Source organism: Pelomonas sp. CA6 (genome assembly GCF_022549225.1).
Lineage (GTDB): Bacteria > Pseudomonadota > Gammaproteobacteria > Burkholderiales > Burkholderiaceae_C > Roseateles.
Genome location: NZ_JAKZFD010000004.1, coordinates 299641 through 318231 on the forward strand (window position 1 = coordinate 299641; position 18591 = coordinate 318231).

At 70.2% G+C, this 18591-nt stretch carries 15 protein-coding genes; 5 read left to right on the plus strand and 10 right to left on the minus strand.

Annotated elements, in window-relative coordinates:
• Nucleotides 1-35: 35 nt before the first annotated feature.
• From LZ017_RS09355 to LZ017_RS09375, 5 genes are all read right to left on the minus strand, one after another.
• Nucleotides 36-995 carry an ABC transporter ATP-binding protein gene (locus tag LZ017_RS09355; protein WP_241396423.1) on the minus strand — a complete coding sequence of 320 codons (960 nt, stop codon included), beginning with the start codon at nucleotides 993-995 and terminating at the stop codon, nucleotides 36-38.
• Nucleotides 985-2340: a nitrous oxide reductase family maturation protein NosD gene (locus tag LZ017_RS09360; protein ID WP_241396424.1), complete on the minus strand. Its 1356-nt coding sequence runs from the start codon at nucleotides 2338-2340 to the stop codon at nucleotides 985-987. The genes LZ017_RS09355 and LZ017_RS09360 overlap by 11 nt, the downstream gene beginning before the upstream one ends.
• A complete protein-coding gene (locus LZ017_RS09365; protein ID WP_241396425.1) occupies nucleotides 2337-4988 on the minus strand; it encodes a NosR/NirI family protein in 2652 nt (883 codons plus the stop codon). The genes LZ017_RS09360 and LZ017_RS09365 overlap by 4 nt, the downstream gene beginning before the upstream one ends.
• A gap of 62 nt (nucleotides 4989-5050) precedes the next feature.
• Nucleotides 5051-6982 (minus strand): TAT-dependent nitrous-oxide reductase, encoded by a 1932-nt coding sequence (nosZ, locus tag LZ017_RS09370; RefSeq protein WP_241396426.1) that lies wholly within the window; start codon nucleotides 6980-6982, stop codon nucleotides 5051-5053.
• Nucleotides 6983-7002: 20 nt separating this feature from the next.
• Nucleotides 7003-7359 (minus strand): hypothetical protein, encoded by a 357-nt coding sequence (locus tag LZ017_RS09375; protein ID WP_241396428.1) that lies wholly within the window; start codon nucleotides 7357-7359, stop codon nucleotides 7003-7005.
• 208 nt (nucleotides 7360-7567) lie between these two features.
• Between LZ017_RS09375 and LZ017_RS09380 the strand changes: the two genes are divergently transcribed.
• From LZ017_RS09380 to LZ017_RS09395, 4 genes are read left to right on the plus strand one after another with little or no spacing between them, the layout of a single operon-like run.
• Entirely contained in the window at nucleotides 7568-7978 is a 411-nt protein-coding gene (locus LZ017_RS09380; RefSeq protein ID WP_241396430.1) for a cytochrome c5 family protein, read from the plus strand.
• Nucleotides 7979-7983: 5 nt separating this feature from the next.
• Nucleotides 7984-9027, plus strand: a complete 1044-nt coding sequence (locus tag LZ017_RS09385; protein WP_241396434.1) for an FAD:protein FMN transferase — start codon at nucleotides 7984-7986, stop codon at nucleotides 9025-9027.
• 3 nt (nucleotides 9028-9030) lie between these two features.
• Nucleotides 9031-9363, plus strand: a complete 333-nt coding sequence (locus LZ017_RS09390) for a metal-sulfur cluster assembly factor (RefSeq protein ID WP_241396435.1) — start codon at nucleotides 9031-9033, stop codon at nucleotides 9361-9363.
• Between the two features lie 19 nt (nucleotides 9364-9382).
• Entirely contained in the window at nucleotides 9383-10462 is a 1080-nt protein-coding gene (locus tag LZ017_RS09395; protein WP_241396437.1) for a hypothetical protein, read from the plus strand.
• A 27-nt stretch (nucleotides 10463-10489) separates the two neighbouring features.
• Here the strand turns inward: LZ017_RS09395 and LZ017_RS09400 are convergent, their stop codons facing one another.
• The 5 genes from LZ017_RS09400 to LZ017_RS09420 form a co-directional block, all read right to left on the minus strand.
• A complete protein-coding gene (locus tag LZ017_RS09400) occupies nucleotides 10490-12736 on the minus strand; it encodes a phosphocholine-specific phospholipase C (RefSeq protein ID WP_241396438.1) in 2247 nt (748 codons plus the stop codon).
• An 825-nt stretch (nucleotides 12737-13561) separates the two neighbouring features.
• Nucleotides 13562-13708, minus strand: coding sequence for a hypothetical protein (locus LZ017_RS09405; protein WP_241396440.1), 147 nt, complete (start codon nucleotides 13706-13708; stop codon nucleotides 13562-13564).
• A 242-nt stretch (nucleotides 13709-13950) separates the two neighbouring features.
• On the minus strand, nucleotides 13951-15186 hold the full coding sequence (locus tag LZ017_RS09410; protein ID WP_241396442.1) for an HNH endonuclease: 1236 nt from the start codon (nucleotides 15184-15186) through the stop codon (nucleotides 13951-13953).
• A gap of 125 nt (nucleotides 15187-15311) precedes the next feature.
• Complete coding sequence (gene ssb, locus LZ017_RS09415; RefSeq protein ID WP_241396443.1) at nucleotides 15312-15848, minus strand: single-stranded DNA-binding protein; 537 nt, start codon at nucleotides 15846-15848, stop codon at nucleotides 15312-15314.
• A 123-nt stretch (nucleotides 15849-15971) separates the two neighbouring features.
• Nucleotides 15972-16499, minus strand: coding sequence for a cupin domain-containing protein (locus tag LZ017_RS09420; RefSeq protein WP_241396444.1), 528 nt, complete (start codon nucleotides 16497-16499; stop codon nucleotides 15972-15974).
• A 129-nt stretch (nucleotides 16500-16628) separates the two neighbouring features.
• On the opposite strand from LZ017_RS09420, the gene recQ reads away from it, so the two are divergent.
• Complete coding sequence (recQ, locus tag LZ017_RS09425) at nucleotides 16629-18521, plus strand: DNA helicase RecQ (protein WP_374109902.1); 1893 nt, start codon at nucleotides 16629-16631, stop codon at nucleotides 18519-18521.
• Nucleotides 18522-18591: the final 70 nt, after the last annotated feature.

An 18591-nucleotide genomic window follows, 5' to 3' on the forward strand; every position in this document is an offset into this window, starting at 1 on the left:
GGCCCTCCCGCCGCGGGGATTCGAGATCGCCTGATTCATGCCTGCGCCTCCCGCAGTTCGAAGTACACGTCTTCCAGGCTGGGCTCCTGCAGCTGCAGGTCCTGCAGCCCGGCGCCCGCGGCGCGCGCCAGCAGCGCCATCTTCAGCGCGCGCGGCAAGCGCAGCCGGGCCTGGCCCGGGGCCAGGTCTTGCCATTGCAGCGGCGCGCCAGCGTGGGCCTGGTCCAGCTCGGCGTGGAGCTGGCGCAGCCGCCCGGGCTCGCCCTGCATCTGCAGCAGCAGCGGCAGCTGCGACCGCTCGCGCAGCTGGGCCACCGTGCCCTGGGCGCAGACGCGGCCCTGGTGCAGCATGGCCAGCGCGTCCACCCGCCCCTGCAGCTCGGCCAGGATGTGGGAGCTGATCACCAGCGTCACGCCCTGCGCGCGCAGCTCGTCGAGCAGGCGGTAGAACTCGCGGATCGCCGCCGGGTCCAGGCCCGTGGTGGGCTCGTCCAGCAGCAGCAGGCGCGGCTCGCCCAGCAGCGCCTGCGCGAAGCCCAGGCGCTGGCGCATGCCCTTGGAGTACTCGCGCACCGCGCGCCGCATCGCGCCGCCCAGGCCCACGCGCTCCAGCAGCGTCTGGCACTGTGCGGCCGGCGCGTTCTTCAGCCGGGCGAAGAACTGCAGGGTTTCCAGCCCGCTGAGGTTGTCGTACAGCACCAGGTTCTCGGGCAGATAGCCCAGGCGCCGGCGCTGCTCGCGAAAGCCCGCGCCGCCGACCTCGCAGCCGCCCAGCTCCAGCCGGCCGTGGCTGGGGCGGATCAGGCCCAGCAGCAGCTTGAACAGCGTGCTCTTGCCGGCGCCGTTGTGGCCGATCAGGCCGAACAGCAGGCCCGGCGGCACCTCCAGGTCCACGCCGTCCAGCGCCTTCACCAGCGTGGCGCCGCGGCCGTAGTGCTTGCCCACGCCGGCCAGGCGCAGCGCCGGCCCGGCGGCCGCTCCATGTCTATCGCTCATCCGTCGTCTCCATGCCGGGCGCCGCGCGCCCGGGGCTGAGCCATGCGGCCCAGCGGGGGTTCCAAGGGCGCATCGCCGGCGCCGGGTCGACCACGCTGGGCACGCGCAGCACCGGGAACTGCTGGCCCAGCAGGCGCAGCGCCTGCACCGAGGGGCTGCCCGCCAGCAGTGCCAGCGCCGGGTAGCGCCATTGCAGCCGGTCCACCACGTCGTTGGCCTCGTAGGGCAGGTCGCCCCGGCCATCGGCGTCGCGGTCCCAGCCCTGGTAGTTGCTCCAGTGGTTGCCCTGGCCGCGCTGCCCGGGCTTGTCGCCCCAGGGCTCGTCGCGCGCGCCCACGTAGCGCACCTGCTCGCGGTTGGCGATGAAGTCGTTGCGCTGCACGGTGTTGCGCGTCGAGCCGGCGCTCAGGTGCACGCCGACGCGGTTGCCCACCACCAGGTTGCCGCTGAGCCGCGCGTACTCGACGTCGTAGATGAAGAGCCCGCGCGCGTTGCCGGCGACGATGTTGTCTTCGATCACCGAGTCCTGCAGCGTGCGCAGCATCAACCCGAAGTCGCTGTTGCCCCAGGTCCTGTTGCGGCGCACGACCTGGTCGCGCACCTCCATCAGCGCGAGTCCGCCGCGGTTGAGGTAGCTGTCGTTGTCCTCCCACAGGTTGTAGTAGGAGTTCATGTAGTGGGTGCCGTAGCGGCTGTGGTGCAGCCGGTTGCCGCGGAACACGGCGTGGTGGGAGACGTCCACGTACAGCGCGTCGCGCACGAAGCTGATGCGGTTGCCGATGATGTGCGCGCCGCGCGTGTTGTAGAGCTGGATGCCGTTGCCGCGCTGCGAGGACTGCTGGTCGCGCAGCCCGGTGATCAGGTTGTTTTCGATCCGCACGTCGTCGGCCTTCTCGATCCACAGGCCGAAGAGGTTGTAGACCAGGTCGCAGCGCGCCACGCGCGCGCGATGGGCGCCGGGGCGGATGTAGATGCCGGCGTGCTGCTCCTTCAGGTCGTGGCCGGAGTCGCGCACGATCAGCCCGTCCAGCACCACGTCCGGCGCCTGCACGTCCACGGTGTTGCCGCGCTGCGCGCCGCTGATCGTGGGCCGGTCCAGGCCGCGCAGGGTCAGCGGCTTGCGGATCACGAGATTGGCCGTGTAGTGGCCGCGCTCGATCTCGACGGTGTCGCCGGGCCGCGCGCGCTCGATCGCCGCCTGGATGTCCTCGCCGGGGCGCACGCGCAGCGCGGCGGCGCCGGCCAGCGGCGCGAGCAGCGCGCCGCCCAGCAGCGCACAGGCCAGCCGCAGCCAGGCGCGCGCGCCGCGGCGCGCCTGGCCGGCGCAGGCCCGGGGGACCGTCATTGCGGCAACCATCCCGCCGCCTTCAGGCCCAGGAAGAGCGTGGCGCCGATCAGCAGGTTCTTGAAGGCCACATAGCTGATCATGTCCATCCAGCCCGCGACGCGGTACTGGGCCTGCCACCAGGGGCCGTCCTTGACGTAGCGGCGGCCCTGCATGCGGATCGCCACCTCGTAGGCGCTCCAGGCCAGCCACCAGGCGACGATGGCCATGCCGGAGAGCCGGCCGGTCGCGGCCAGCAGCCAGGCCAGGCTCACCGCGACCGCCAGCAGCGCGCCGGCCAGCAGCAGCGCGCGCGAACCGCGCAGGCTCTGCGGGCTCCAGGGCCACAGGTGGTCGCGCAGCTCCATCGCCAGCCAGCGCCAGCCACGCAGGCCGGTCTTGTGCGGCGGCTGCGCCGGCTCGGTGGGCATGCGCGGGTCCGGTCCCTGGGCGACCTTGTCGCCATAGGGGCGCGCCGGGGTGCCGTCGGCCCCCACCGGAACGATGGGGATGAAGTAGCCGTCGCGCCCGATCGGGGTCTGCGCCAGGCCTTCGCGCTCGCGGCGCTTGCGCTCCTTGGCCAGCGGCGGGCAGCCGGCGGTGTCGGTGTACAGCACCATGCAGTCCAGGCAGTGCAGGCATTCGCGGTGGTCGATGCGGCCGGCCGCGTCGATGGCCTGCGCGCCGCAGCCCACGGCGCAGGCCTTGCAGCTGTTGCAGTCCTGCTTGCGGCGCAGACCAAACCAGCGGAAGGTCGAGGGCATGGCCAGCGCCGCGCCCAGCGGGCAGATGTACTTGCAGTAGGGCCGCTCGATGAAGAGGGACAGCCCCAGCAGCAGCGCCACATAGAGCCCGTAGGGCCAGGCGCGGTTGGCGATGCCGACCAGGAAGGTGGTCTTGAAAGGCTCGACCTCGGCCAGCATCTCCGCGGTGGTCATGGACAGCAGCGAGACGCCCAGCAGCCCGATGAAGAGCGCGTACTTCAGCCACTTCAGCCGGTCGTGCCAGGCACGCGGCAGCGGCTTCTGGAAGCGCTTCAGGCCCAGCTTGCCGGCCAGCTTGTAGATCGCCTCGGACAGCGAACCGAAGGGGCACAGCCAGCCGCAGAACAGCCCGCGGCCGAACAGGAAGACCGTCAGGATGATGAAGATCCAGAAGACGAAGATGAAGGGGTCGGACAGGAACAGCGACCAGGTCCACTGGAACAGCAGGCTGTGGAACCAGGTCAGCACCTGGGTGATGGAGGGCTGCGCCATCACGCCGAAGCCGACGAAGGCGATGGACAGGGCCCAGGCGCTGTACTTGAAGGCGTTGACCGGCCACTTGTTCTTGTGCGTGGAACGCCGCGTCAGGCGCTCGCGCAGCGCGTAGACCACGCCCACCACGAACAGCAGCAGCGTGAAGCCGGCGATGCCCCAGGCGCGCGTCTTCCACACCCGCACCCAGGGCGCCTGGTCTTCCTGCACCTCGGGGCGGCCGCCCTGCAGCAGCTCGCCCGGCAGCCAGTACTTGGCCTCGAAGTTGGCGAAGCTGCGCTGGCCGGTGGCGCGGTCCACGCGGTTGCCCAGGAAGGCCAGCTTCCACGGATAGGCCGCCGAGAAGGCCTCGGCGCGGATCACGAAGATGGCCGACTCGGTGTAGGCCGGCGCGCCCGCGGCGGCCAGGCCGTAGAGGTTGATGTAGTCCAGGTCGCGGAAGGTGTAGGACTCGTCGCCCTGCTTGACCTGCACGCGGTCGTAGATGCCGCCGCGCACAAAGCCCGAGCCTTTGAAGGACTCCTCGCCGCCGGTGCGGATCACGAAGAAGGCATGCTCGCCCTTCTTCAGGCGCGCCTGCAGGCTGTCGCGGCCGGACTCGCCCAGCAGGCTGGCGGCGAGGTCGGGATGGTTGAGGTCGCCGAACCACAGCTCGATGAAGGGCGCGGCGCCGCGCTCCAGCCCGACCTGCTCGGGGCTCACGCGCAGGCGCTGCACGGCGCCCAGGCGCACCAGCTCGTCCCAGCTCCAGCGCTTGCCCGCGCTCAGGAAGCGGGCCGGGTCGCGGTGCACCGGCGGCAGCAGGCCCACCTGGCGCGCGACCGCGCTGCCGGACAGGTGCATCACCTGGTTCTGCGCGATCACGGTGACGGTGGCGCCGGAGATCGCGTCCACGCCCAGCACGTTCTCGTCCGGGCGCGAGGGACCGACCTCGATCTTGTCGGACACCGACTTGCCGATGTACTGGTTGTTGAAGCGCACCAGCGCCGATTCGGGGATGCCCAGCAACAGGATGGGCTCGGAGTGCTTGAGCACTTTCACGCCGACATAGCGGCCGGCCCTGTCCATGCCGATCAGCGTGACCACCGGCTTGCCGGAGTAGGCCGGTGTGTCGGTGATGTCGGTGGACAGCATCACGTAGCCCAGCAGCGGCGGCTTGCCGGTGGCGGGGTCGGTGCCTTCGCCATAGGCCTCGACATAGGGCGGCGCGCCCTTGCGCGGCGAGAAGCTGCGCGCGCCGGGGAAGACCTCGGCGCAGGGCAGCAGCGCGCACAGATCGGGCGCGCTGGCGAGGTCGGCGGGCAGCTGGGCCTCATAGGCCTGGCCCGCGGGTGCGGCCTGCGCCCAGACACTGGCGAGGCCAAGAAAAAGCGCGGCCAGCGAGGCCGCGAAACGCTTGAAAACTACCGGCATTGTTGTTGTCAGGCGCCGGATCCGCGGTGCTCGAGCCGCGGCGCCGGCGCCCTCCCTCCAGGTCAGGCTTCCACGATCATGCGGGTGCGCATCTCAAGGTGCAGCGCATGGCAGAAGTGGGTGCAGTAGCACCAGAACACGCCCGGCTTGTCGGCCACGAAGGTCACCGACGCAGTCTCCTGCGGGTTCACGATGAAGTTGACGTTGTATTTGGGAATCGCGAAACCGTGGGTCAGGTCTTCGACCTTGTCCAGGTTGGTCAGCGTCAGCGTGACGATGTCGCCCTTCTTCAGCTTGAACTCGCGCAGGCTGAAGGCCGGGGCCTGCGAGGTCAGGCGCACCTCGACCTTGTTGCCCTTGCGGAACACGCCGGACTCCTTGGGGTCCTTCACCGCGTTGGGGAACTCGTCCAGCGTGTACACCTGCTTGGGCTTGACCAGGTCGCGCTTGAAGATGATGAAGTCGTGCGGCTCGCCGCGCACCGGGTGGTCGGCCAGCAGCACCATCTTCTCGCCGGAGATGTCGATGAACTGCTCGTTCTCCGGATGCAGCGGGCCCACGGGCAGGAAGCGGTCCTTGGAGAACTTGCAACCCACCGCGAGGTACTTGCCGTCGGCGGCCATGGTCTCGGACTGGGTGGCGTTCAGGTGGCCCGGCTGGTAGTGCAGGTCCAGGCGGTCGACCACGTACTTCACGGTCTTGTCGCCCTTGTGGAAGGCGATGGCCTTGTCCACGTTCCACTTGACCACCTGGCTGTCCAGGAACAGCGTGGTGTAGGCATTGCCGCGGCCGTCGAAGGCGGTGTGCAAGGGGCCCAGGCCCAGCTCCACCTCGGCGACGATGGCGCCGTCCAGCTTCTCCTGTTTGCCGTCGAACCAGTCCAGCACCTTGCTCAGCTCGATCACGGTGGCGGTGGGCGAGAGCTTGCCGGCGCAGATGAAGTACTTGCCGTCCGGGCTGGCGTTGACGCCGTGCGGGTTCTTGGGCACGGAGACGTAGGCGGTGAGCGCGGTCTTGGGGTCCTTGTTGGACTCGCGCGTGCCGTCCACCACGGGCACCTTGGAGTCGCCGATGGTCTTGAACTTGCCGGCCTTCACCGCCGCCTCGATGCGCGCGACGTTGAAGAACAGGCAGGCGTCGCGCTCCGCGGACATCATGTCCTCGTAGTGGGCGCCCATCTCGGTGTTGTACTGGTTGGTCGCGGCCAGCTTGCCGTCATAGCTGGTGGCCACGAGGTCGCAGTTGCCGTCGATCAGCACCTGCCAGCGCACGTCCATGGACTCGGCGTCCACGCAGGTGAACAGCGAACGGTACTTGCTGGCGTCCTCGATGCCGGCGTTGGGCAGCGGGATGGCGAACTCGCCGCCGCAGAACACGCGCGTGGTGTAGTTGATCTTCTCGTCCACCGGGTCGCGCTTGTCCGGGAAGATGCCGTGGAAGCCCTGCACATTGGGCAGGTCGGTGATCTTGTCGCAGACGAAATAGTCCAGCCGGATGCGCGCGACGCGGGCGTTGATCTTGTCGTTGATCCACGCGTAGCGGCCGTCGTAGTTGCCGTCCTTGTAGGAGGCATGCGTGTGGTGGGTGTCGGCCACCGTGTAGCGCAGGCTGCCGTCGGGCTTGGTGCCCATCACGGCCTTGGATTCGTTGGTGATGCCCCAGCCGACCAGCGCATCCGGCACGAAGCAGGGAATGCGGGTGATCTCGCGGCCGGAGGGCAGGCCCAGGACGCGCATGTCGCCGGTGTGGCCACCGCTCCAGAGGCCGTAGTAGGTGTCCAGTTCGCCGGGCTTCAGATGGATGGCGTCGGCCGCATGGCCGCTCGCCGCGGCGCTGCCGCCGGCGGCGGGGGCGGCGGCACCGCCCTCGCTCTTCTTGTCCGCGCAGGCCGCTACGCCCAGGGTCAGGCCGGCCAATGCCGCGCTGCCGATGAAGCGTCGGCGACCCGCTGCGGGGGTCTCGGTTGCGGGCGTGCTCTTGCTGTCGTCTTTCATGTGCTCACCTTGGGAAGAAATCAGAGGGGGAAGGGAGGGCCGCGCGCGGGCGGCGGAATCGGAGACCAGCCCGGCGGCGCGTGCGTGGCGCAGACCGGCGTCCCCGGCCCGTCCGCCGGCCTGGGCGTCTCGGGCGGTGGGGACGGAAGACTGGGCGGGGTCAGCAGAATGCACAGCGCACATTCGGGCGTCAGGCGGTGCGCGATGCCGCCGCCGGCCTCGTCCTGCGCCTGCAGCCGCGTGCCGTCGGCGCTGCAGACCAGCGCCAGGACCGGCGGCTTGATCAGCGGCGCGGCGATCGCCAGCCCCCAGCTCAGGCACAGGGCCATCACCAGGAAGCGGGCGGTCCGGCGGAGCCGGGAGCGGAGCAGTTGCATGGAATCTCGGTCGGGGGATGCGTTGCCTTCAGGCGTTGCCATCAGGCGGCCGCATCGTCCGCCCGGGCAGCCGGCGCACGCATTGATCTGGTTTAAGCAAAACAAGTAAGCCCAAAAGCTGTATCCAAGATGGAACAATTCGCTTGAGAGGGTCGGCGACGGACTTCCAGAATCGCGCTCAATGCTTGATTTCCCTCAGGAGGACCCCATGAAGCAAAAGCACGCTGCCCACATCCTGGCCCTGACCGCCCTGCTGGCCCTCGCGGCCTGCGGCAAGCAGGAGGCCGCGGCCCCGACGACGCCGACCGCCACGCCGCCCGCGGCCAGCGCCACCGCCGAGCCGGCCGCCCCGGCCGCGCCCGAGAACGCCGTGGGCAAGGCCGTGTTCTCCAAGACCTGCGCCATGTGCCACGGCGCGGGCGTGGCCGGTGCTCCCAAGCCCGGCGACAAGGCCGACTGGGGCCCGCGCATCGCGCAGGGTCAGGACACGCTGTACAAGCACGCGATCGAGGGCTTCACCGGTGCCAAGGGCATGATGCCGGCGCGCGGCGGCGGCGCCTCGCTGAGCGATGACGAGGTCAAGGCCGCGGTGGACTTCATGGTGGCGCAGTCGCGCTGAGCGCCATGGACCGTGAAGCCCTCGCGCGCGCCGGCTTGAACCGGCGCGATCTGGCCCGCGCCGGCCTGGCGTTCGCGCTGTGGCCGGCCGCGGCCTGGGCGCTGCCGACGCTGCAGCGGCACAGCGGCACGCTGATGGGCACGCGGCTGAGCCTCAGCGTGCTGGACGGCGACGCGCGGCGGCGCGAACGCGCGCTGCAGGCGGCCTGGGACCGCATGGCCTGGCTGTCCGCGATGATGAGCCGCTACGAACCGGGCGGCTGGCTGCAGCGCCTGGCCGATGCCGCCGGCAGCGGCGACGCGCTGCGCGTGCCGCCCGAGCTGGCGGCCGTGCTGGAGCAGGCGCTGCAGCGCGCGCGCCAGACCGGCGGGCTGTTCGACCCCACGGTGGGCGCCTATGCCGACTGGCGCTTCGCGCCGGACGCGCAGCCGCCCGCGCCCGCGCGACTCGCGCAGCAGGCGCGCGCGGTGGACCACCGCGCCGTGCAGGTGGACGGCGCGCGCCAGCGCGTCAGCCTGCAGCGTCCCGGCATGAAGCTGGACCTGGGCGGCGTCGCCAAGCTGCCCATCCTCGCCGCCGGCATGGAGGTGCTGCGCCAGCATGGCGTGCACCACGCCTTGATCGACGGCGGCGGCGACGTGCTCTGCATGGGCCAGATGGACGGGCGCGACTGGCGCGTGGGCCTGCGCGACCCGCGCGCACCCGAGCGCCTGCTGGGCGTGCTGGAGCTGGGCGGCGAGGCCATCGTGGCGTCCTCGGGCGACTACGAACGCTTCTTCGACCGCGACGGCCATCGCTACCACCACATCCTGGACCCGCGCAGCGGCCAGCCCAGCCAGGGCCTGCAGGGCCTGAGCCTGGTGGCCCGCGAGGTCTCCCAGGTCAACGCCTGGGGGGCCGCGATGATGGTGGCCGGCGCTGTGCAGGCGCGCCGCTGGGCGGCGCATATGCCCGGCGTGGCGCTGATGCTGGCCGGCCATGGCGAGGGCCTGGGCCGCGACGGCCTGTGGCTGTCCGAGGGCCTGCAGGCCCGCCTGCGGCAGGCCTGAGCCATGGGCGCGCCCCTGGACCCGCAGCGCCTGGCGCGCCTGATGCAGGCGCTGCAGCAGGTGCAGGACCCGGAGATCGGCGAAAGCATCGTCGAGCTGGGCCTGGTCGAGTCGCTGCAGCAGCGCGACGACGGCATGCTGGAGCTGCGCCTGATCCCCACCAGCCCGACCTGCCCGATGGCCGATCTGCTGGTGGACGACACGCTGGCCGCGATGATCGACGCCGGCGAGCCCGAGGCCTCGGTGGAGGTGCTGATGAACTGGGACGCCGAATGGAGCCCCGAGCGCCTCAGCCCCGCGCTGCGCGAGCGCTTCGGCTGGCAGGGCAAGACCTGACCCCGGCACGGTGACGGCCATGGGCGAGGCGCGCCGTCCCCCGGTCTGGCTGCCGCGCCTGGCCGCGCTGCTGGCGCTGGTCAACCTGCTGGCCGCGCTGGCGGGCGGGCTGCAGCGCCTGGGCAGCCTGCCGCCCGCGTTGCAGGGGGTGGCGCACCAGGCGCTGCTACAGCATGGCGCGCTGATGATGGCGGGCTTCTTCGCCACGCTGATCGCGCTGGAGCGCGCCGTGGCGCTGCGCCGCGGCCTGTATGTGCCACTGCTCGCCGGGCTGGGCGGCGCGGCCCATCTGCACGGGCTGGCGCCGCTGGGCCATGCGCTGTGGCTGGCCTCGGCGCTGGGGCTGCTGGCGCTGTATGCCTGGGCCGCGCGCCACCGCGGCGCGGCGCTGCCGCTGCGCGTGGAAGCCAGCGGCGCGGCCATGCTGCTGCTGGGCCACGCCGCCCACGCGCTGGACCAGCCGGCGCTGGCGCGCTGGGGCTGGAGCCTCTTCCTGGTGCTGACCATCGCCGGTGAACGCCGCGAGCTGACCCGGCTGCTGCCGCTGTCGGCGCTGGCGCGGCGCGGCTTCATCGCGCTGTGGCTGGCGCTGCTCGCGCTGCCGCTGCCGCTGCTGTGGCTGTGGCGCCCGGCCGTCGGCGACGCGGCGGGCTGGGCCCTGCTGGGCCTGCTGGCGCTGTGGCTGCTGGCCTACGACCTGGCGCGGCGCCAGTGGCGGCTGCGCAGCTGGGCCGGGCACACGGCGCTGTGCCTGCTGGTCGGCTATGGCTGGCTGGCGCTGGCCGCGCTGGCGGGACTGAGCGGCCAGGCGGTCGCCTGGCATCTGCTGTGGCTGGGCTTTGTATTCGCGATGGTCTTTGGCCACGCACCCATCATGCTGCCGGCGCTGGCCGGCCTGCGGCCGCGTCACAGCCGCTGGGCGCTGGCGCCGCTGGCGTTGATGGCGGCCAGCCTGCTGCTGCGCGCCGCGCTGCCGCGGTGGCCGGCCGCCGCCCCCTGGGCGGGTACCGGCCATGTGCTGGCCCTGCTGGGCTTCGCGGCCCTCATGGCCTGGTGCTGCAGGCCGCTGCCGCGACGCGGCGCGGGCCCGCGGCCCTGATCGGGCCGGGGCCGTGGCCCGGGTCGCTCAGAGCTCGGGCAGGCCCATCGCGGGGTCGCTGACCGAGTGACGGCCGGTCTCGACGCGGCCGGCGAAGCGGCGCGAGAACGACGGGTCGGCATCGCAGCTGACGACGAAGTCATACCAGGCGCCGCTGGCGGCCAGGTCCCAGTGCAGCTCGGCCTTGGCGCCGCCCTTGACCGTGGCGGTCCATGGGCCGTCACTGCGGTAGGCCTTGGCGCGCACGCTGAAGCTGCAATCGCGCTGGCCGTTGTTGAGCAGCTCCAGGTAGACGTTGCCGTTGGCGATGTCGTAGCAGACGCGGATCTCCGGCACCGCGGCGCCGGCCTCGCGCATCGTGCTCAGGTCGCCCTTGAAATGGCGATGGAAGCCATTGGGGCCCAGCACCCACAGGTCGTAGAAGCCGCTGCTGTCGCGCAGGGGCTGCCAGCTGTCGTCCAGCTGCTTGCCGGGCTCGACCATGTAGCGGCGCGGCACGCGGTCGAGGTTGAGCTTGTCGTAGACGTGGAAGACCGCGGCGGCCTGGCCGCTGTTGGCGAACAGCAGGCGCACCGTGCCGGCCTGCGCGTCGACGCGCGCGCTGGTGTGCAGCTCATAGGGCAAGGCGCGCGACGGCCGCGTGCCGGTGGCCTGGCGCGGCAGTTGCGGGTCGATGGGCAGCGGCACCTGGCCCAGTGCCTCCTGGGCCACGCGCAGCTGGTCGGCCTCGGTCTTGCTGCGCCGGCCCGCCAGCGTGGGCAGGGCCTCGCTGTTGGGCGTGGCGAAGTTGAAGGCGCTGGTCAGGTCGCCGCAGACGGCGCGCCGGAAGGGGCTGATGTGCGGCTCGGCGACGCCGAACCGCGCCTCCAGGAAGCGGATCACCGAGGTGTGGTCGAAGGCCTGCGAGTTGACCCAGCCGCCGCGGCTCCACGGCGAGATCACGTACAGCGGCACGCGCGGGCCCGGGCCGTAGACGCGGCCGTCCGGCTTGGGCTGGCCTCGGCTGCCGGCCGGCGCGGGATGGGTGAAGTACTCGGCGCCCAGGCTGGCCTCGGGCAGCGTGGTCTTGCCGGCATAGCTGCCGTCGCCGTTGGGCGACGGGGCCGACGGCGAGGGCACATGGTCGAAGTAGCCGTCGTTCTCGTCGAAGTTGACGATCAGCACGGTCTTGCTCCACACCTCGGGCACCGCGGTGAGCGCGTCCAGCACCTCCTGCAGGAACCAGGCGCCCTGCACCGGGCTGGACGGCCCCGGGTGCTCGCAGTAGACCGAGGGCGCGTTCATCCAGCAGACCTGGGGCAGCTTGCCTTCGCGGATGTCGCGCCGGAAGGCGTCCAGGTATTCCTCGGGCCGGGTGCCCGGCAGGGTGTTGGCGATGCCCTTGTACAGCGGGTTCCCGGCGTTGTCGCGGGCGTGGTCGTAGGCGCGATAGGGCAGCGCCTGGCCGCTGTCGGCATAGGGCTTGTTCGGCTCGCCGCCGCTGCACACCGGGTAGCCGGAGGCCAGGTTGGCGCGCCGGAACTGGCGGAAGGCGCCCAGCATGTTGTCGCCCCATTCGTCGGGCATGTTCTGGTAGCTGATCCAGCGCACGCCGGCCTCTTCCAGCCGTTCGGCATAGGTCTTCCAGGTGTAGCCGGTGTCGACGGCGGAGGCGCGGCCGTCCAGCCAGTCCCACTCGTTGCGCACGAAGGCGACGTTCTGCGCGGTGGCGCCGTTGGTGCCGGTCAGGAAAAAGGAGCGGTTGGCGTCGGTGCCCGTGTGCATCGCGCAGTGGTAGGCGTCGCAGACGGTGAAGGCATTGGCCAGCGCGAACTGGAACGGGACTTCGGCCTCGCGGTGATAGCCCATGGCCTTGGTGGTCTTGTAGCGCGGCCATTGCCACATGCGGCCGTGGTCCCAGGCTTTCTGGCTGTCGTCCCAGTCGTGCGGCGTGCCGCCGTCGCGCTGCGCGTTGCCCTTGCGGCTGTCGAGGTGGTAGGGCAGCACGACCTTGCCGTTGGCGTCGGTCTGCTGCCAGACGCTGCGGCCGCCGGGCAGCGGCACGGTGAAGCGGTCACCGAAGCCGCGCACGCCATGCAGCGTGCCGAAGTAGTGGTCGAAGGAGCGGTTCTCCTGCATCAGGATCACCACATGCTCGACGTCCTGGATGGTGCCGGTCTTGTTGTTGGCGGGAATGGCCAGCGCGCGGCGGATGCTGGGCGGGAAGGCCGCCAGCGCGGCGGCGGCGGCGCCGGTGGAAGCGGCGTTCTGGAGGAATTGACGGCGGGAACTCATGTCTTGTTCTCTGGGCTGGCGGGTCGGTCAGGGGGCGCAACGCATCTCGGGCTTGGTGCCGGGGTTGGGCTTGTCGGGCGTGGGTTTGTCCGGGGTAGGCGGGCTGGCATCGGAGCTGCCGCCGCAGGCGCTCAGCGCCAGACTCAAGAGGACGGCGGACAGGAGCCGCGCCGTGGATGACGGGGAAAGAAAGTGCTGCATGGGGGCGTCTTGCAGAGGGTGGAGGAAGGACCCGGGCAGGACGCATGCAGCGGCGCCGGCCGGGCATGCCTACGCCGGCCCGCTCTCGTGGCAGCAGGGGCGCGATACCGGACCGCGCAACGCCACGAAGGCCCCCCGCGTCAGAACGACCGAAAGACTAGAAACGCGTCATGACATCGCCATGAAGCGGGCGGGGCACTGTCCGCTATGCAGACGACGCGGCGCGGCGGTGAGCGTCCCTCCCGGGATGCCCCCGTCCTTGAAGCCGAGCTCCTCGACCAAGCCCCCGGACGACGCGCGCGTTGCGCTTGTCCTTGGCCAGTTGGGCATCGGACAGCCAGCCCTTGCAGGGGGAGCAGCCCGCGGCAACTTTCCCGTAGCGGGGCTTGAACTGCTCGCCCTAGTTCTGGACCCACTGCTTGACCGCCATCGCCTGAGCCAGGTTTTCCACGCTTTTTGCATCGCGTTGAGGTCGAACAGCCCCTCGTCCCAGCTGGCGGGCTTCTGGTCCGACTAGCTCTTGAGCGTTCGGGCGTTGGCGGAGAGCACCTCAGGATAGAGCCCGGCCAGCCGGAGCTGGTAGTCGTAGCGCACGCTGTTGCGGTTGGGCGCGGTGTTGTCGACTCAGCCGTTCTCAGGCGGGAGGTCGGCGATCAGCAGGCCTTCGTGCTCGTCTTCAAAGACGCTGCGCGTGACATAGGCCACCGGCGTGGTGCTGTACTCGGTGAGGTTCTGCAGGCCGGGGAAGGGCTCGTTGTCCACGGAGCTCACCAGTTCGTCGCCCTTCCTGCCTTCTGGGTCGGTCGCTCAGTTGCGCCAGCGGTAGGCCTCGGCCAAGGGGCTTTGGCAATCATCGTTGAGCAATTCCCATTCTTGCTCGCGGTCGTCAAAGATCTTCCAGGAATAGCCTCCAGACAAACTGGCCGATGCGCAGGGCGTCGCCGTCGACGCCGACGTCCTTGCCCAGGATGTCATGGATGGATTTGATGGCGGAAGTGATGGACATGGCTCGATTACTCAAAGCCGTGGCGAGCGCGGTGTGCCGCCAGATAGGGAAGGTGCCGGGCTTTCAGGCCTTCAGCGCGCAGGCGGGCATCGGGGCGTAGGCCGAGGTGAGACAAATCCGCGTCTGTCAGCCCTGGCTTGCAGAGCAGGCGACCTTTGTCGTCAAAGGAGATCAGGCCTCTGTCGAACAGCTTGTCGATGGAGGCCGTGAGGGGCAGGCCGTTGTAAGGGTCAAGCCGGGCTTCGTCACTGGACTCGCTCCAAGCCTGGGCATGGCTTGCAATCAATGTGGCTTGGATGGCGCAACCCGTCACGGCACACCGGCTCTGCCACAAACCAAGCACACGCTCTCGGAACAGACCTTGCCCAACGCGCGCTTCGATGAGTGCCTGCCGCGTCGTGGGTAATCGGTTGACCCCTTCCGCATCCAGATCTGCAGCAGCTTGTGCGGTGCCAGTGATGGTGTCTTCGTCGCGAGTCAACCAACCCATTTCGCGCAAGGCTGTGACCAGGTTGGTGCGCATGGTCCAGAGGAAATGGCCGCGCGCATCGGCCTCGCCATCCCCCGTAGCAAGCGCCTGGGTCCAGTTGGTCAAGCCATCGATCCCAAAGTGGTCTGAGAGCGCATGGCCGAGCCGGCCGTACTGGCTGTTGGCCGCGGCATAGCTCTCATAGCCACCCAGTAGGGCAATGGCTTCCATAGACAGGCGCTGACCGGGAGCCTGAGCATGGCCGAGCAACATGGCTCGCTGCTGGGCCGTCATCCGGTCAGCGCTCGCCTGCAAGGCTTCAACGAAATCGGAAGCCGAGCGTGCGGCGAGCTGCTGAAAAGGATCGGCCGCATCGTCATGCACGCCGGAGGCGAGCTCCATAGACGATTGTTCGGTAGCGCCCCCCGTCAAGATAAGCACAAGTGCATCGACCGACCTGAGGTCCTCCACCGCAACAGCATGGCCGTGCACCCCAGCGTACTTGGTGCTGCTTCCGCCAAACGGGCCCACCACGCGAATACCACGGACGCCCTGCGCCGAAAGCAGAAGTTGAGCATCATGGGGATGCAGGACCAACGGTGCCGTCGCCATCCGCTGGCTGACGTCCTTGGACAGCTTGATGGACACCCAGTGCTTCATCTGCGGGTGTTGCAGGCGCCAACTCTTGGTGGTGCGGTTTTCGCTGGTGATGTCTTGGAAGCCTCGCGACAGCAAGGCGTCTCGCAGCGTGTGGTTATCGAGAGAAGCCGTCATGCGTATAGCTGAGAGTCCAGCGCGGCCAGTGCGTGTTCATACTGACGTTTTCCGCCAAGCAACAAAAAAAGCCCCAAGCCATAGAGGCTGGGGCTCCTTGTTTACCGTCCAGGAAAGAGTAGATCCTAGAAAGGAATGTCGTCGTCCATGTCATCAAAGCTGGTGGCCGGCTTGGGCGCGGGGGCCTGGCGCGGGGCCGGGGCCGGGCGCGGCGCGCGGGCTTCGCCGCCGCCGCCGCCGAAGTCGCCACCGCCGCGCTCGGCATTGCGCTCGCGGCTGTAGCCGCCGCCACCGCCACCGCCGCCCATGTCGTCGCCACCGCTGCCGTCACGGCTGCCCAGGAGCTGCATTTGTTCGGCGATGATCTCGGTCGTGTAGGTGTCCCGACCTTCTTTGTCCTGCCATTTGCGGGTCTTCAGGCGGCCTTCGACATAGACCGGGCGGCCCTTCTTCAGGTACTCGCCGGCGATCTCGGCCAGGCGGTCGTAGAAGACGACGCGATGCCATTCGGTTTCTTCCTGGCGTTCGCCGCCTTCGCGGCTCTTCCAGTTGCGCGTGGTGGCGATGCTGACATTGCACACCGCGGCCCCGCTGGGCGTGTAGCGCAGCTCGGGGTCGCGACCGAGGTTGCCGATGATGATGACTTTGTTGACCGAGGCCATGGTGTGCAGTGGGCGTACGAGTGAAGTCCGGATTATGCCGTGAGCCCCCCGGGCGGCCTCTGCGGGTCGCCACGGAGCATCCGCCGCTCGGAGGAACGGCGCCGGGCGGCGGGCCTGGGCGGCTCAGGGCTCGCCGTCCCAGTAGTCCAGCCCGGCTTCGCGGCGCTGGATGAAGGCCGGCCCGCGCGAGAACACGCCGATCTTGCCGGAATCCGGGTATTCGCAGACCTCCGGGCGCTCCTGGGTGCTGATGGACAGGTAGCTCAGCGGCCGGTCGGAGGTGTTCAGGAGGTGGTGCGGATAGTCGGGGCCGCAGGGGATGAAGATGACGTCGCCGGCCTTGACGGGCAGGCGTTCGCCGGCCACGCGCAGCGTGCCCTCGCCGTCCAGGATGATGAACATCTCCTCCTGCGTGTGGTGAAAATGGTAGGGGCAGCTCTGCTGGCCCGGCGGCACGGTGTCCACGCCGCAGCCCAGCTTGCGCGCCAGCGTGCCTTGGGAGAGGCTGCCGGTCATGCTGTCGTACAGCGGCGGGCGCAGATAGCGCTCGCGCGGGACCTCGTGGAGGTTGCGGACCAGTTTGCGCCGCAGCGCGGTGGCCGCGTCCTCGTCCGCGGCGCCACCCGCCGCCGGCGTTCCTTGCTCGCTCATGGTGTGCTCCCTGGTGTTGGTGCGTCGATGATGGGCCGGTCCCGGGACGCCGGCAAGCGCCGGCCCCGCGGGTGTCCCCAGGGCGGCGGTGACGGGGCGCGCAGCGAAGCGCGTACCATGCGCGCTCCCATGCCAGTTCCCGCCCCGATGTCTTCCCCGTCGCCCGATCGGGCCCAGGCCCTGCCGCTCGCCATCCTGCAGGAGGTGTTCGGCTATGCCAGCTTCCGCGGCCGCCAGGCCGAGATCGTCGAGCAGGTCTGCGCCGGGGGCGATGCGCTGGTGCTGATGCCCACCGGGGGCGGCAAGAGCCTGTGCTACCAGGTGCCGGCGATCGCACGCCAGCGCCTGGGCCATGGCGTGACGGTGGTGGTGAGCCCGCTGATCGCGCTGATGCAGGACCAGGTCGGCGCGCTCGAGGAGGCCGGCGTGCATGCCGCCTTCCTGAACTCCACGCTGAGCCTGGAGCAGGCCCAGCATGTGGAGCGCGAGATGCTGTCGGGCCGGCTGACGCTGCTGTACGCGGCGCCGGAGCGGGTCAACACGCCGCGCTTCCTGGCCCAGCTGCAGTCGCTGTACGAGCGCGGCCAGCTGGCGCTGTTCGCGATCGACGAAGCGCATTGCGTGAGCCAGTGGGGGCATGATTTCCGCAGCGAATACCTGTCGCTGTCGCTGCTGCACGAACGCTTCCCCGAGGTGCCGCGCATCGCGCTGACGGCCACCGCAGACGAGCTGACGCGGGCCGACATGGTGGAGCGCCTGGCGCTGCAGGACGCGCGCGTGTTCATCTCGTCCTTCGACCGGCCCAACATCCGCTACCTGATCGTCGAGAAGGGCGCCAGCCCGCGCGACCAGCTGCTGCGCTTCATCCGCGACGAACACGAGGACGAGGCCGGCGTGGTCTATTGCCAGAGCCGGCGCAAGGTGGACGAGACCGCCGAGTGGCTGCGCTCGCAGGGGGTCAACGCGCTGCCCTATCACGCGGGCATGGACGCCGAGCTGCGCAAGCGCCACCAGGACCGCTTCCTGCGCGAGGACGGGCTGGTGATGGTGGCCACGGTGGCTTTCGGCATGGGCATCGACAAGCCGGATGTGCGCTTCGTCGCCCATCTGGACCTGCCCAAGAACATCGAGGGCTACTACCAGGAGACCGGGCGCGCGGGCCGCGATGGCGCGCCGGCCCAGGCCTGGATGGCCTACGGCCTGGCCGATGTGGTGAACCAGCGCCGCATGATCGACGAGAGCCCGGCCGACGAGAGCTTCAAGAAGGCGCAGCGCGGCAAGCTGGACGCGCTGCTCGCGCTGGCCGAGGCCACCGACTGCCGCCGTCAGCGCCTGCTGGCCTATTTCGGCGAGGACAGCCGGCCCTGCGGCAACTGCGACAACTGCCTGAACCCGCCCGCGACCTGGGACGGCACCGAGGCGGCGCGCATGGCGCTGTCCTGCATCTATCGCTTCCAGCAGATCAGCGGGCTGCGCTTCGGTGCCGGCCATCTGATCGACGTGCTGCGCGGCAAGGAGACCGACAAGGTGCGCCAGTACGGGCACCAAAGCCTGTCCACCTGGGGCATCGGCTCGGCCCTGAGCGAACAGCAGTGGCGCGCGGTGCTGCGCCAGCTGATCGCGCTGGGCCATGTGTTCACCGAAGGCGAGTACAGCACCCTCGCGCTGGCCGAGAGCGCCCGCGCGGTGCTGCGCGGCGAGGTGCGGCTGCTGCTGCGCCAGCCCAGCGACACGCGCCGCGCCAAGTCCACGCGCGCCAGCCGCGGCAGCGCGCGCGCCGAGGCGCCGGACCTGGACAGCGCCGCGCTGGCGCGCTTCGAGGCCCTCAAGGCCTGGCGCGCCGAGGTGGCACGCGAGCATGGGCTGCCGGCCTATGTGATCTTCCAGAACGTCACGCTGGCCGAGATGGCGCGTCAGCATCCGCGCGACCTGGACGCCCTGGCCGGCATCAGCGGCGTGGGGGCGAAAAAGCTCGAAGCCTACGGACGCGAGATCCTGCGCGTCCTCGACACGGACGCCTGAGTCCGCGGCGGCCGACATGCAAAGGCCCGGCGCAAGCCGGGCCTTGGGGGTCAAAAAACCGGGACGACAG